Source organism: Halalkalicoccus sp. CG83 (assembly GCF_037081715.1).
Taxonomy (GTDB): Archaea; Halobacteriota; Halobacteria; order Halobacteriales; family Halalkalicoccaceae; genus Halalkalicoccus; species Halalkalicoccus ordinarius.
Genome location: NZ_JAZDDH010000001.1, coordinates 93,298 through 107,230, shown reverse-complemented (window position 1 = coordinate 107,230; position 13,933 = coordinate 93,298). Strand labels below are relative to the sequence as shown.

11 protein-coding genes and 1 pseudogene are annotated in these 13,933 nt (G+C 68.8%); 3 read left to right on the top strand and 9 right to left on the bottom strand.

The genetic code is table 11. From position 1 onward, the window contains the following. The first annotated feature begins 259 nt into the window (after positions 1–259). Entirely contained in the window at positions 260–1,864 is a 1,605-nt protein-coding gene (gene serA, locus V0Z78_RS00500) for a phosphoglycerate dehydrogenase (protein WP_336342659.1), read from the top strand. 16 nt (positions 1,865–1,880) lie between these two features. Here serA and thrC read toward each other — a convergent pair whose 3' ends face one another. The 3 genes from thrC to V0Z78_RS00485 form a co-directional block, all read right to left on the bottom strand. Continuing rightward, a complete protein-coding gene (gene thrC / locus V0Z78_RS00495) occupies positions 1,881–3,137 on the bottom strand; it encodes a threonine synthase (RefSeq protein WP_336342658.1) in 1,257 nt (418 codons plus the stop codon). Positions 3,138–3,228: 91 nt separating this feature from the next. Continuing rightward, a complete protein-coding gene (locus tag V0Z78_RS00490) occupies positions 3,229–3,585 on the bottom strand; it encodes a helix-turn-helix domain-containing protein (protein WP_409338707.1) in 357 nt (118 codons plus the stop codon). A 45-nt stretch (positions 3,586–3,630) separates the two neighbouring features. After that, a complete protein-coding gene (locus V0Z78_RS00485) occupies positions 3,631–3,882 on the bottom strand; it encodes a hypothetical protein (protein ID WP_336342656.1) in 252 nt (83 codons plus the stop codon). Between the two features lie 123 nt (positions 3,883–4,005). Between V0Z78_RS00485 and V0Z78_RS00480 the strand changes: the two genes are divergently transcribed. Next, on the top strand, positions 4,006–4,479 hold the full coding sequence (locus V0Z78_RS00480) for a DUF6789 family protein (protein WP_336342655.1): 474 nt from the start codon (positions 4,006–4,008) through the stop codon (positions 4,477–4,479). Between the two features lie 246 nt (positions 4,480–4,725). After that, a complete protein-coding gene (locus tag V0Z78_RS00475) occupies positions 4,726–7,830 on the top strand; it encodes a nitric-oxide reductase large subunit (RefSeq protein ID WP_336342654.1) in 3,105 nt (1,034 codons plus the stop codon). 76 nt (positions 7,831–7,906) lie between these two features. Here V0Z78_RS00475 and argF read toward each other — a convergent pair whose 3' ends face one another. The 6 genes and pseudogenes from argF to lysX all read right to left on the bottom strand — a co-directional run bounded on the left by argF (position 7,907) and on the right by lysX (position 13,917). Continuing rightward, a complete protein-coding gene (argF, locus tag V0Z78_RS00470) occupies positions 7,907–8,839 on the bottom strand; it encodes an ornithine carbamoyltransferase (protein WP_336342653.1) in 933 nt (310 codons plus the stop codon). Then, a complete protein-coding gene (locus V0Z78_RS00465) occupies positions 8,836–9,870 on the bottom strand; it encodes a [LysW]-lysine hydrolase (protein ID WP_336342652.1) in 1,035 nt (344 codons plus the stop codon). Before V0Z78_RS00465 ends, argF begins: the two co-directional genes overlap by 4 nt. Beyond that, on the bottom strand, positions 9,867–11,006 hold the full coding sequence (locus tag V0Z78_RS00460; protein WP_336342651.1) for an aspartate aminotransferase family protein: 1,140 nt from the start codon (positions 11,004–11,006) through the stop codon (positions 9,867–9,869). Before V0Z78_RS00460 ends, V0Z78_RS00465 begins: the two co-directional genes overlap by 4 nt. A gap of 55 nt (positions 11,007–11,061) precedes the next feature. Next, positions 11,062–11,919 (bottom strand): annotated as a pseudogene (locus tag V0Z78_RS00455) (acetylglutamate/acetylaminoadipate kinase); the annotation flags it as partial. 61 nt (positions 11,920–11,980) lie between these two features. Further along, a complete protein-coding gene (gene argC, locus V0Z78_RS00450; RefSeq protein ID WP_336342649.1) occupies positions 11,981–13,057 on the bottom strand; it encodes an N-acetyl-gamma-glutamyl-phosphate reductase in 1,077 nt (358 codons plus the stop codon). Continuing rightward, positions 13,057–13,917: a lysine biosynthesis protein LysX gene (lysX, locus tag V0Z78_RS00445; protein WP_336342648.1), complete on the bottom strand. Its 861-nt coding sequence runs from the start codon at positions 13,915–13,917 to the stop codon at positions 13,057–13,059. The genes argC and lysX overlap by 1 nt, the downstream gene beginning before the upstream one ends. Positions 13,918–13,933 lie beyond the last annotated feature (16 nt).

The window sequence follows — 13,933 nt, the reverse complement described above, 5'->3', positions numbered from 1 at the left end:
CTCCAGTCGTCGTACCCGGCGAAGTATCCCTCCAGGTGTGCCCCGTCCACCCGTCCGTCGTCACGGCGGTAGATCGGGTGCTCGACGAGCCGTTCCCTGTGGAAGTCCTCGACCATCCGACCGAAGGCGTCGGCCATACCGTCGAACTAGCGCTCCCGCGCCATCGATCCGTAACGAGCATCGGTACCGATTCCCGTCCCGAGGGGCCAGCGCTGCCGATGACACAAGCGTTAACCTCGACGGGTGGAACCTCTCGGACATGAGGATTCTGGTCACGGACCCCATCGCGGATGCGGGGCTCGAACGGCTGCGCGAGAGCGGCCACGAGGTCGTCACGGACTACGAGCTCGACGGCGACCCGCTCGTGGACGCGATCGGCGACGTCAACGGGCTGATCGTCCGATCGGGCACCCAAGTCACCGAGGAGGTCCTCGCGGCGGGCGAGGACCTGATCATCGTCGGCCGGGCGGGCATCGGCGTCGACAACATCGACATCGACGCCGCGACCGAACACGGCGTGATCGTCGCTAACGCCCCCGAGGGCAACGTCCGGGCCGCCGCCGAACACACCGTGGCGATGACGTTCGCGTCGGCGCGCTCGATCCCGCAGGCCCACGCCCGGCTCAAGGCCGGCGAGTGGGCGAAGGGCGACTTCCTCGGCACCGAGGTCAACGACAAGACGCTGGGGATCGTCGGTCTCGGCCGCGTCGGCCAGGAGGTCGCGAAACGCCTGCGCAGCTTGGGGATGGATCTCGTCGCCTACGATCCGTACATCTCCGAGGACCGCGCGGACCGGTTGGGTGCGGAGCTCGTCGAGTTCGAGGCGTGTCTCGACCGGGCGGACTTCCTCACCGTCCACACGCCGCTGACGCCCGAGACGGAGGACCTCATCAGCGACGACGAGCTCGCCCGGCTCGAGGGCGGCTACCTCGTCAACTGCGCTCGCGGTGGCGTCGTCGACGAGGCGGCGCTCGCACGCGCGGTCGAGGACGGCACGCTCGCGGGCGCGGCGATCGACGTCTTCGCGGAGGAGCCGGTCTCGCCCGACAACCCCCTGCTCGACGTCGAGGACGTGATCGTTACGCCGCATCTGGGCGCCTCGACCGAGGCCGCCCAGGAGAACGTCGCGGTCAGTACGGCGGAACAGGTGCTCGCGGCGTTCAACGAGGAGCCCGTACTGAACGCGCTGAACGCCCCCTCGATCGACGAGAGCGCCTTCCCCCGCGTGCGGCCGTACATCGAGATCGCAGAGACCGCGGGGACGATCGCCACCCAGCTGCTCGACGGGCGGATCGAGAGCGTCGACGTCCGCTACGAGGGCGAGATCGCCGAGGAGGAGATCGACCTCGTGACTGCGAGCGCGCTGAAGGGCGTCTTCTCGCCGCTCGAGTGGCAGGTCAACGCGGTCAACGCCCCGCAGATCGCGGAGGATCGCGGGGTCGAGGTGACCGAGACCAAGACCCACCAGTCCGAGGACTTCCGCAGTGCCATCACCGTCAGCGTCGGCGACGGCGAGGAGACCCTCGACGTGATGGGGACGCTGTTCGCCGGCGACGACCCCCGCATCGTTCGGATCGACGGCTTCCGGGTCGACGCCATCCCGCACGGCCACATGCTGATCTCGCGAAACTACGACGAGCCCGGCGTGATCGGGCTGGTGGCGACCACGCTCGGCGACAACGACGTCAACATCGCGGGGATGTTCAACGCCCGCGAGTCGATCGGCGGGGAGGCGATCACCGTCTACGACCTCGACGAGAAGGTTCCCGAGGAGGTGATCGATCGGCTCGAGGCCGACGAACGGATCATCGAGGCCCGATACATCACGCTCGACGGCGCCGACGCGGTACGGCGAACGCTGTAGCTCGGCCGACAGGTCCTCACTCCGCGAGGTGTTCCAGCACGGCGTCGGTGTCGCCGGCGACCGGCTCGGGGTCCGCGCCGGCCGCCGCCGCGGCGTCGGGGTCCTTCAGCAGGTGGCCGGTCGTGAGACAGACGACGTCCTCCTCGCTTCCGACGACGCCCTCCTCTCGGAGCTTTCGCAGACCTGCCACCGACGCCGCCGAGGCGGGCTCGACGCCGACGCCCTCCTCCGCGAGCGAGCGCTGGGCGTCGGTGATCTCCTCGTCGCTCACGGCGACGGCGGTGCCGCCGGTCTCGCGAATTCCGGGGAGGGCCTTCGGGGCGTTGACCGGGTTACCGATGCGGATCGCGGTCGCGCGGGTCTCGACCGTCTCCCAGCGCTCGACCGCTTCCCGATCGTCCTCGATCGCCTCGACCATCGGCGCGGCCCCCTCGGCCTGCACGCCCGTCAGCTTGGGAACCTGTTCGGTCTCCATCGCCCCCGCCGCGACGAGCTCGCGAAACGCCTTGAACAGCGCCGCGGTGTTGCCCGCGTTACCCACCGGCAGACAGATACGGTCGGGAAACCGGCCGTAGTCGTCCTCGAACGCCTCGAGGATCTCGAGGCCGATCGTCTTCTGGCCCTCGAGACGGAACGGGTTGAGCGAGTTGAGCAGGTACGCCTCGCCCCGGTTCGCCAGGTTCTGGACGATGTCGAGACACGTATCGAAGTTGTCGTCGACCTCGAGGATGCGCGCGCCGTGGAGGCTCGCCTGGGCGACCTTGCCGGCGGCCACCTTGCCCGCGGGCAACAGCACGAGCGTTTCCATGCCCGCACGCGCCCCGTAGGCAGCGAGCGCGGCGCTGGTGTTGCCCGTCGAGGCACAGGCGAGGCGCTCGACCCCCAGCCGGCGCGCGACGCCGACGCCGACGGTCATGCCCCGGTCCTTGAAGCTCCCCGTCGGGTTCATCCCCTCGTGTTTCACCCGCAGCGACTCGACGCCGAGTTCCTCCTCAAGCCGGGGCACCTCGTAGAGCGGGGTGTCGCCCTCGTCGATCGTCACCTCGCGCTCGACCGGGAGCGCGTCGGCGTAGCGCCAGACGCCCCGGCCCGAGAAGTCCGTGAAGTCGGGGAGATCGGCGTAACGAACCTCGAGCAGCCCGCCCGCGTCGCTCCGGTATCTGATCCCCTCGAACGGCGCGTACTGCTCGCCGGTCTCGATGCACTCGAGCCAGACGCCGTCCTCGGCGACCGCGGGCTCCTCGGGCGCCGGCGCGTCGAGTTCCATGCTCATCGTCGGGTGAGAGACGCCGGGCGGCCAAAAGGAAGCGGGTTCGCGACCGACTGCGCCTCGTGACCGCCGGCACGACTCGAGGAAACCGCGACTACCGTGCCGAGCCGAACTCGTCGATCCGCTCGTGGACCTGCGCGCTCCACTCCTCGACGGCCTCGTGCATCCGTTCTCTGGCCTCCGGCAGCGGGACGGCGGTGTACTGGTAGACGTAGCCGCCGGCATCGAGCAGGCGACGCTCGCGTTCCGCGAGCCCCTTCTCGACGAGCGTTCCGAGCGACCGGTTGACGTTGCTCCGGTCGCGCTCGAGGTCCTCCGCGAGTTCGGCGACGGTGCTCCCCGGCGCGTCGAGCAGCGCGAGGTAGGTTCGGCTCTCGTGCTTCTGGACGTCGAACACGCACTCCAGTACGTGTTGGAACTCCAGTTCGTCGGCGATCATGAGCTCCTCCATCCGTTCGTTCGGTGCCGGCATGTTCGTCCCTTCGGGCTGGAGCGACTAATCCTCGCTCCCCTCGGAGCGCACGTAGCCCTGACTCTCCAGACACGTCCGGATTCCCGACTCGGTGTCGTGGGTGTGGAGCGTCGTCGGCGTGTCGCAGTAGTAGACGTCGCCGCGGCGCCGGAGGGCGACCTGCTTCTCGGTGCCGACGACCTCGACGGTGATCAGGACCCGGCGACCAGAGTCGAGGGCGTCGACGACGTCGTCCGCGGTCAGCTCACCCGGCTTCGCGCGGATCGCTTCGACCATTGTCGGTGTCAGGACCGCGAGCGACATAAGCCGTCCCGTACGCTCGTATAGCCCTTCTGGTGTACTGCACGGGCGACGCACGAGTGACAAACCGGTTTATCGTGATACGTCGTATCAAACCACATGGTATCAGAGACCACCACACACGAACCCACAAGCACGGAATCACGGACCACGCTCGTTCCCTGGCAGGCCGGACTGGTCGGCGGGCTGGCCGGCGGCCTCGTCTTCGGCGCGATGCTGTCGGCGATGATGACGCCCGTGATCGAGGTGGCGATCCCCGCCCTGTACGGGATCGAGGGCCCCGCGGGGCTGGCCGGCTGGATCATCCACATGTCGAACAGCGCAGTCCTGGGCGTCGTCTTCGGAGGGCTCGCCGGTCGCGCCGGTCTCGAGGGAACGGGACGAGCCGCCGGGGCCGGCCTCGTCTACGGGGCCGTCCTCTGGGTCGTCCTCGCGGCGATCGTCATGCCGATCTGGCTCGGCGCCGTCGGCTTCCCCGGCGCGCCGCCGCTGCCGAACTTCAGTCCCATGAGCCTCGTGGGCCACGCGGTCTACGGACTCGTGCTCGGCGTCGTCTACGCGGCCGTCCGTTGAGCGTCCACGGATCGCGCAAGCGCCTTCACGCTCGTCGGACGCGCGGTCGAGAACCGTCGTCCGTCTCATCGCTTTGGTCGAAGACCTCCAACGAGACGTGCGACCGAAGAAGTGCCGCGGTGAGAATCGGGGATCGTGAGCGGAACGCGAACGGTCGACGGGAGCCTCGATCGACACTGGATTTAACAGGTGTGAACGAACACCACGATACTGTTCCGAGGAGACTACCGACAGGTGTGAGTTCCCATGGAAATCACGCACGCCCTTGCGGATACGGACCTCATCGACGAACGACGTCGGCGCGCGAGCGACTACGTGGCGGATCGTCTCGAGACCGGCGCTGAGGCCGTCGAAGACCTCTCGACGCGGGTTCGCGACGAGGTACGCGAACGCGCGTTCGGGCCCGATGACGGCGCCGTAGGCGCCCTCGTCGGCGATTTCGACGACCTGTTCGGGGAACTGATCGGGAGACGCTACCCCGAGCTCCGCGCGGACGGGCTCTCCGATCGTGCGTTCGAGGCGTTCCTGCGACGATACGATCTGGACGGAACTCGTCTGAACGACCGGACGCGCGAGGTGATTCGAGACGAGCTAGCCGCAGAGGACGTCGATCCGAATCGGTTGCTCGAACGGGTCGGTGACGAGCGTTCGAGGGACTCGGAACCGCGAGCCGACGTGGATCCTTCGATCGATCACGTCCTCAGCGACGTTCGGTCCCGACTCCGGGCGGAACTCGACGTCGAAGACGACCGGCCCCTCGGCCGAACGCTCGACGAGCTCCTCCAGCGGGACGCCGTGGAAGTCGCTCACGGAATCGAACGCGCTCTGGAGGAGGGGCTACCCCGTTCGAGGAGGAGGTTGACCGAGACGGGGAGCGAGAGTGCCGGTCGTTCGACCGCCGCGATGGCGCTCGCGGCGATGGCTCTCCTCTCGGAGAACGGGACGATCGAACGGTCCTTGGGTGGGATACTCCCGGAGCTAGCGTCCGCTCTGGCGGACGGAGCGGACGGAGGTCCGCCGATCGGACGCGTTCTCCTCGAACTGCTGTCCACTCTCCCACTGGAGACCGGAACGGGCGATCTCGACCTCGCGTCGCTTCGCTCCGCGCTGGACTCCGAGCGGACGGGAGCACGGGCGCTCGTCGTGCTGTTCGTCGCCAACCTCGTCGCGATGACGCTCGGGGCGTGGGCGTCCCGCGAGCGCGCCCCGCCGATTCCCGACGAGATCCGGGGGCCGAACGGGGAGCGGGTCGTCACCGCAGAGCAGGTGCGCGCGGGCAAGAAGGCGTTCCAGGCGAACGGCCTCATGAACCACGGGTCGATCCTCGGGAACGGATCGTACTTCGGGGTCGATCTCACCGCGGACGCCCTGGCGCTGAAGGCCGAGTTCATGCGCGAGTACTACGCCCGACGGCGCGGGGCCGAGTCCTTCGAGGCGCTCGACGCCGACGGGCGGGCCGCCGTCGAGGACCGCGTCGAACGGGAACTCGACGCCGACGCCCCCCGGGGATCGATCGCCCGGTATTCGGCGGCCGAGGTCTACGCCCACCGCCGGATCCGCGATCGGTACGTCGACCGGTACTACGGGGGCGCTCCCGAACGGGGGATTCCCCAGAACTTCGTCGAGTCGCCCGATCAGGCGGCACGGATCGCCGACTTCGCGCTCTGGACGGCGTGGATGTCCCACACCGACCGTCCGGGGTCCGATCACTCCTACACGAACGACTGGCCGTACGTGCCCGGAACCGGGAACCGGCCGACCGGTCAGGTGCTCGTCTGGAGCACGATCAGCGTCGTGTTGCTCGTCGCCGGCGGCGGCATCGGCGTGTGGGCCTACCACGCGTTCGACTTCGCCGAACCGGCGACCGAGGCGGTCGACGTGCCCTCGCCCGACGAGGTGTCGATCACGCCGAGCCAGTACGCCGCGGCGTGGTACGTCCCCGTCGCGGGCGCGCTGTTCGTCGTCCAGGCGCTCGTCGGAGCGCTGCTCGCCCACTACTACGTCGAGCGCACCGGCCTCTTCGGCATCGGCGACGCGCTCGGCATCGACGTCGTCTCGCTGGTGCCCTTCTCCGTCGGCCGCACCTGGCACGTCAACCTCGCGGTGCTCTGGATCACGACGCTGTGGCTCGCTGGCGGCCTCTTCCTTCCGGGACTGTTCGCAGAGCGGGACCCGCCCTGGCAGGCCGCGGGCGCGACCGCCCTTTTGGGAGCGCTCGTGATCGCGACGGTCGGCGCGTTCGCCGGCGTCTGGCTCGGAATCCAGGGCGCGTTCGGCACGCCCGAGGAGGGCGAACTCTGGTGGTGGCTCGGCTCAGAGGGCCTCGAGTACCTCGAGACCGGCCGGTTCTGGAAGCTGCTGTTGCTGGGCGCGCTCGGCGGCTGGACGGGTCTCGTCCTCCGTAGCGTCAGGCGATTGGACGAGACCCCGACCGGCCTGAGTCACTTCATGATGTACGCGGGTGGGTCGATCGCGCTCATGTTCGGCGCGAGCATGCTCTACACGCCGGAGACGAACATGGCAGTGACGGAGTTCTGGCGCTGGTGGGTCGTCCACATGTGGGTCGAGGGCGTCTTCGAGTTCTTCGTCACCGCCGTGATCTCGGTCGCGCTGGTGTCGATGGATCTCGTCGAGCGGGCCGACGCCGAGAAGGCGATCCTCTTCGAGGTGTTCACCATCATGGCGGCAGGAATCGTCGGCGTCTCGCATCACTACTGGTGGGTCGGGTTGCCCGACCTCTGGGTCCCGATCGGGACGACCTTCTCGACGCTCGAGTTCGTCCCCCTGGTGTTCGTCCTCTACCGGAGCCTCGGGGAGTACCGGTCGCTGAAGGCCCAGGGCGAGGCGTTCCCCTACACGCTGCCGCTCCTGTTCATCATCGGCAGTAGCGTCTGGAACTTCGTCGGCGGCGGCGTCCTGGGCTTTTTCGTCAATCTGCCGGTGATCAACTACTACGAACACGGGACCTACCTGACCGTCGCACACGCTCACACGGCGACGTTCGGAGCGTTCGGACTGCTCGCGCTCGGCCTCGGCGCCTACGTCCTGCGGATGGTCACGCCCGAGGCGGTCTGGAATCCGACCTGGTTCCGCGGGGCGTTCTGGCTCACTAACGCCGGGCTCACGATCATGACCGTCGCGTCGCTGCTCCCGGTCGGGTTCCTGCAGCTGCGGACCGCCTACACCGACGGCTACGACGCGGCTCGAAGCCTCGAGTTCTACGAGCAGTCGCACGTTCAGACGCTGCTGTGGACGCGAACGCTCGGTGACACGCCGATGATCCTCGGGGCGTTCGCGTTCACCCTCGGGGCGGTTCGCCACCTCTACGCGGCGCGACGCTCGGTCGCTTGACCGTAGTCGCGGTCCGCCGAACGGACCCCGAATCGCCTTCGGGGATCCCCGGATACGTATTCCTCGTTTCGACGCCTCACCGATCGAGCAGCCACGCGAGCAACGCCTTCTGGGCGTGGAGCCGGTTCTCCGCCTGGTCGAAGACGAGCGATCGCTCGCCCTCGAGCACGTCCTCGGAGATCTCCTCGCCGCGGTGGGCGGGTAGACAGTGCATCACCGCCGCGTCGGGCGCGTTCGTGAGTAGCCTCTCGTCGAGCCGAAAACCCTCGAAGTCTCCCAGCCGGAGGTCGCGTTCGTCCTCCTGGCCCATGCTGATCCAGACGTCGGTGTAGACGACGTCCGCCCCCTCGACCGCCGCTGCTGGGTCGGTAGTGATCGTCGGCGCGGTGCCCAGGTCGGCAGCTCGGTCGATCACGTCCTCGTCGATCCCGTAGCCCGAGGGCGTCGCGATCGTCAGGTCGATCCCCGCGAGCGCACAACCGATCGCGAACGACTGGCACACGTTGTTGCCGTCGCCGACCCACGCCGCCGAGACGCCGTCGAGCGCGTTCGACGAACTCCCGTCCGTCGTGGCGGCGTACTCGCGGATCGTCAGCAGGTCAGCGAGCGTCTGGCAGGGGTGGGCGTCGTCGGTCAGTCCGTTCACGACCGGGACGCTCGCGTAGCGCGCGAGCTCCTCGACGTTCTCGTGGCTGAACACGCGGGCGACGACGGCGTCGACGTAGCGCGAGAGGGTACGCGCGGTGTCCTTCAGCGGCTCGCCCCGACCCAGTTGGATGTCGTCCGCACCGAGGAAGATCGCGTGGCCGCCGAACTGCGTCATCCCCGTCTCGAAGGAGACGCGGGTTCGCGTGCTCGGCTTCTGGAAGAGCATTCCCAGCGTTCGCCGCTCCAGATCGGGATGCGGGACGCCTTCCCGTTGTTTCTCCTTGTACTCGACCGCCAGATCGAGCACCGTCTCCAGCTCGTTTGCGCTCAGGTCGTCGACGTCGAGGTAGTGTCGTGTCATGGTCTGATCCGTTCGCCCACCGCCTCCAGGACCGCGATCGAGCGGTCGAACTCCGCGAGGTTGAGACGTTCGTCGGGGGCGTGATCCAGGTCGGAGTCGCCCGGGCCATAGGTGACCATCGGGCACTCCCACGCCGACGCGTAGACGTTCATGTCGCTCGTTCCCGTCTTGCGAAGGAGGCGAGGGTCACCGCCCGTCTGGCGGATCGCGACCCGGAACGCTCGTGCGAGGTCGGTTCGCGGGCTCTCCATCACTGGCGGGATCGGCCGCCCCCAGTTCACCGTCCCCTCCTCCAGCCGGCCGTCCGCGATCTCTCGAACCTCGTCGGGCGTCGTGTCGGGAGGGATGCGGAACTGCCCGTCGAGCGTCGCGGAGACCGAGAGCCCGTCGGGGTCTGTCCCGCCCTCGATCTTGACCGGTTTCGTCGTGACTCGCTCGAACACCGGCCCCCACTCCTCGTCCTCGTCGGGTGCGAACGCCTCCTCGACCCGGTTCCACCACCGGACCGCGTGCTGGATGGCGTTGGGCTCCGGCCGGGAGGTGTGGCCCGACTCCGAGGTGGCGACGTACGTGCCCGAGAGCATGCCCCGGTAGCCCAGCGTGATTCCGTCCCAGCCGCTCGGCTCGCCGTTGACGAGTGCGTCGGGCGCCTCGCGCTCCTCGATGAGGTGCCACGCGCCCCGGGAGTCGGTCTCCTCGCGGACGACGCCGACGAAGCTCACACCCGTCTCGACGGCCGCGACCGCCATCGCCGCAAGCGGGCCGGTCGCGTCGACGCTGCCGCGGCCCCAGAGGACGCCGTCCTCGGTGCGGACGGGGATCTCTCCGGGAACGGTGTCGACGTGGGAGGTCAAGAGGAGACGGTCGTCGGCCGGGGCACGGACGTTGCCCACCTCGTCGAGCCACGCCTCCCGGTCGTGTTCCTCGAAGAAGGCGACGAGACGCTCGGCGGCCTCGCGCTCCTCGCCCGACGGCGAGTCGATCGAGACCAGATCGACCAGCAGCCCGCGTCCGACGCTCGCGTCGCTCATCGTTCGGCCGTCGTGCTCACGACGTCGCCGATCGCGCCGACGACCCGATCGACGTGCTCCTCCTCGATCACGAGCGGAGGCAGCAGTCGCAGGACCGACCGGCCCGCGGGCAGCGCGAGCACCCGGTGGTTCAACGCGAGCTCCTTCAGCAGTCGGTTCGACCCGCGTTTCACCTCGACGCCGGTCATCAGCCCGCGCCCGCGGACGTCGCGGATGGGCAGGTCCGCGGCCTCGAGCTCCTCGTGGAGGTACGTCCCCATCTCGGCCGCGTGTGTGGGCAGTTCCTCTTCGACGAGTACGTCGAGCGTCGCGTTCGCCGCCGCACAGACGACGGGATTTCCACTAAAGGTCGAACCGTGGGGCCCGGCGTTCTCCGCGATCCAGTCGCGACAGAGCGTCGCCCCCACCGGGAGGCCGCTCGCGAGCCCCTTCGCGCTCGTGAGGACGTCGGGCACTACGCCGTCGTGTTCGCACGCCCAGAACTCGCCGGTGCGTCCCAGCCCGGTCTGGATCTCGTCGAAGACGAGCGCCGCGCCGGTCTCGTCACACTGCTCGCGCGCGGCCTCGAGGTAGCCCTCCGGCGCGGGGTTGATCCCGCCCTCGCCCTGGATCGGCTCGACGATCACCGCCGCGGTCTCCTCGTCGACCGCCTCCGCGAGCGCCTCGCTGTCGCCGTACGGTACGGCTTCGAAGGCCCCCGCCAGGGGCTCGAACGGTTTCTTGTACTTCTGTTTCCAGGTCGCGGCGAGCGCGCCCATCGTCCGGCCGTGAAAGCCCCGGCGGGTAGCGACGATTTTCTTCCTACCCGTCGCGCTGCGGGCGAACTTCAGCGCCGCCTCGTTGGCCTCCGTCCCCGAGTTACAGAGCCAGACGTTTTCTATGCCATCCGGCGCGACCGCTGCCAGCTTCTCGTAGCAGGCGTCGCGGGCGTCGTTGGGATAGGAAGCCTGGACGAACATCAGCCGTTCCAACTGTGCCGTCGCGGCCTCGACGACGCGGGGGTGGCAGTGGCCGACCGCCGCCACCGCGTAGCTCGCGCCGAAGTCGAGGTACTCCGTCTCGTTGTCGGCGTAGAGATAGGGCCCCTCGCCGCGCTCGATGCGGATCGGCTTCTCGGAGAAGACGAACCCGCTCACGGCCGTCCACCCCCGAGCGTCGTTCGGTCGTCGCCCGCCGAGAGCGCGTCGTCGATCATGCCTCGACCTCCTCGCTCTCCTCGGCGAGCGCGCCCGGCGTAAAGCGGGTGCCGCGGCCGTCGAGCGCCGCGAGGATCGGCTCCTCGCCGTTCGCGTCCGAGACGATCACCTCGCGCGCGCCGCCCGAGAGCGCCTCCTTCGCGGCCATCACCTTCTTCGTCATGAACCCCTCCGCGGCGGCCTCGACTCGCTCGAGATCGGCGGGCGTCTCGGCCGCGTCGATCAGCGTCGACTCGTCGTCGGGGTCCTCGTAGACGCCCTCGACGTCGGTGAGCACCACGAGCGATGCACCCAGCGCGCCCGCGACCGCCGCCGCCGATCGGTCGGCGTCAGCGTTGACGGGAACGCCGTCGTCCGCGAGCATCGGCACGCTCACGACCGGCGTGTAGCCGTCGACGAGCAGCGTCTCCAGCAGGCCGGCGTTCACGTCCGTGATCTTTCCCGAGTGGTCGCCGCGCTTGATCCTCTTGCGGCCGTCCTCGACCACCCGAACCGCGGACTTTCGCGGACCGGTGAGGAGGCCGCCATCGACGCCCGAGAGTCCGAGGGCGTCGACGCCGACGCCCCGAAGCGCCGCGACCAGGTCGGTGTTCACCTGTCCCGCCATCGCCATCGTGAACGCATCCATCGTCGCCTCGTCGGTGAACCGACCCGTGACGCCGCCGGGCGTCGTGACGTACTCCGGTTCGGTACCGAGGCGTTCCAGAAGGTCATCGACCGCGGTCGAGCCGCCGTGGACGACGACGACCCGTTCGCCCTCCTCGGTCAGCCGTGCGACGTCCGCGAGCGCCCCCTCGGGGTTCACCGCTCGCGCGCCGCCGATCTTCACCACCACCGTCATGCCGCTGCCTCCTGCGATCTCATGGGATTGCTATCGAACGGAGGGAAATGAAGCTTCGTGAAGCCGATCCGGGTCATGGAGCGCCCACGGGGTGGAGTCCCTGGAACTCGAGGCCCGCGGTCTCCTCGAAGCCGAGCGCGACGTTGGCGGCGTGGACCGCTTGGCCCGCCGAGCCCTTCATCATGTTGTCGATCGCCGAGAAGACCACGAGCCTCCCGTTGGCCGGATCGAGCTCGAAACCGACGTCGCCGTAGTTGGTCCCGGCGACCGCCTTCGGTTCGGGGTAGCGGTAGACGCCGCTTCCGCCGGAAGCGATCCGCATGAACGGCTCCTCGGCGTAGCTTCCCCGATAGGCCTTCCAGAGCTCGCCCTTCGAGACCGGCTCGTTCGGGAAGACGTGACACGTGGCCGAGGCCCCGCGGATCATGTCGACCGCGTGGGCGGTGAACGACACCGAGAGTCCGAGCTCCTGCTCGATCTCCGCCTCGTGGCGGTGACCAGTCGGCGCGTACGGCCGGACGATCCCCGAACGTTCGGGGTGTGAGGAGGCCTCGCCGCCGCCGGCGCCCCCCTCCGAGGAGCCGACCTTCACGTCGACGACGACCTGCTCGCTCCCGTCGAGGATGCCGGCCTCGAACAGCGGATAGAGCCCGAGGATCGTCGCGGTCGCGTTACAGCCGCCCGCGGCGATCAGTTCCGCGCCGGGAAGTTCCTCGCGGGTGAGTTCGGGGAGGGCGTACACCGATTCCTCGAGGTGTTCGGGTGCGTCGTGGCCGTCGTACCACTGCTCGTACTGTTCTTTGCTATCGAGCCGGAAGTCCGCCGAGAGGTCGACGACCGTGTCGGCGGCGTCGCGGAAGGCGTCGATGCGCTCCATCGAGACGCCGTGGGGCGTCGCCGCGAACAGGACGTCGACCGATTCGAGCGCCGCGGGATCCGAGAAGCGAAGCTCGCTGCCTCGGAGGTTGGGGTGGACCGCTCCAATGGTCTTGTTCTCGTAGGACCGGCTGGTCGCCTGAGCCACCTCGAAGTTCGGGTGGCCCTCGAGCAGCCGCAGGAGCTCGCCCCCGGTGAAGCCGCTCCCGCCGATTACCGTGGCCGAGAGCGTCTCGCTCGACCGTGCGTCCGCGTCGGTCTCCCCCACCGCCATCAGGGCGTCACCTCGACGGGGACCTGGCCCTCGAGCCAGTCGACCACCGCCGCGGGGACGTCCCTGTCGACGACCTCGTTGAGCGCCTTGAACTCGACGGTGTGGTTCACCTCGTGGACGGTGTAGCCGTCCTCGGTCTCCATCAGGTCGATGCCGAGCAGGCCGCCGCCAACGGCGTCGCTCGCGCGCTCGACCAGATCCAGCGCGCGCTCGTCGGGCTCGAACTGCCGAGTCTCGGCGCCCTTCGCGGCGTTGGTGAGCCAGTGTTCCGAGGAGCGCGCCATCGCGGCGATCGGCTCGCCGTCCGCGGCGAGCACGCGGATGTCCCGATCGGGTTTGGCGACGAACTCCTGGATGTAGAACACCTTGTGCTCGTAGTGGCCGAGCGTCTCCTTGTGTTCGAGGATCGCCTCGGCCGCGCTTCGGGTCTCGATCTTCGCCATCAGCCGGCCCCACGAACCCATGACGGGCTTCAGTACGCAGGGGTAGCCGAACCGCTCGATGCTCTCGAGGGCGGCCTCGGTGGTGAACGCCACGTCCGTATCCGGCGTCGGCACGCCCGCGCTCGCGAGCGCGAGGCTGTTCTTCACCTTGTCGGCGCAGGTCTCGGCGGTCTCGGGGGCGTTGACGACCGGTAGCCCGTACGCCTCGCAGAAGCGCGTGACGTAGAGGCTGCGGCTGGTCGCCAGACACCGATCGAGCACGACGTCGACGTCATCGAAGACCGCCGGCGGCTCGTGGACGTTGAACTGCTGTTTTCGTACGTCGATCTTCGTGATCTCGTGGCCGCGCTCACGAAGCTCGTTCAACAGGAGCTTCTCGTCCTTACGAATCCGGGAGTAGAGAATGCCTACGTTCATGGGTTCCGGCTACCGG

Bases quoted from the DNA above. Each gene is read 5' to 3' on its own strand.
- serA (WP_336342659.1), top strand. From the start codon at position 260: ATGAGGATTCTGGTCACGGACCCCATCGCGGATGCGGGGCTCGAACGG.
- thrC (WP_336342658.1), bottom strand. From the start codon at position 3,137: ATGAGCATGGAACTCGACGCGCCGGCGCCCGAGGAGCCCGCGGTCGCC.
- V0Z78_RS00490 (WP_409338707.1), bottom strand. From the start codon at position 3,585: ATGGAGGAGCTCATGATCGCCGACGAACTGGAGTTCCAACACGTACTG.
- V0Z78_RS00485 (WP_336342656.1), bottom strand. From the start codon at position 3,882: ATGGTCGAAGCGATCCGCGCGAAGCCGGGTGAGCTGACCGCGGACGAC.
- V0Z78_RS00480 (WP_336342655.1), top strand. From the start codon at position 4,006: ATGGTATCAGAGACCACCACACACGAACCCACAAGCACGGAATCACGG.
- V0Z78_RS00475 (WP_336342654.1), top strand. From the start codon at position 4,726: ATGGAAATCACGCACGCCCTTGCGGATACGGACCTCATCGACGAACGA.
- argF (WP_336342653.1), bottom strand. From the start codon at position 8,839: ATGACACGACACTACCTCGACGTCGACGACCTGAGCGCAAACGAGCTG.
- V0Z78_RS00465 (WP_336342652.1), bottom strand. From the start codon at position 9,870: ATGAGCGACGCGAGCGTCGGACGCGGGCTGCTGGTCGATCTGGTCTCG.
- argC (WP_336342649.1), bottom strand. From the start codon at position 13,057: ATGGCGGTGGGGGAGACCGACGCGGACGCACGGTCGAGCGAGACGCTC.
- lysX (WP_336342648.1), bottom strand. From the start codon at position 13,917: ATGAACGTAGGCATTCTCTACTCCCGGATTCGTAAGGACGAGAAGCTC.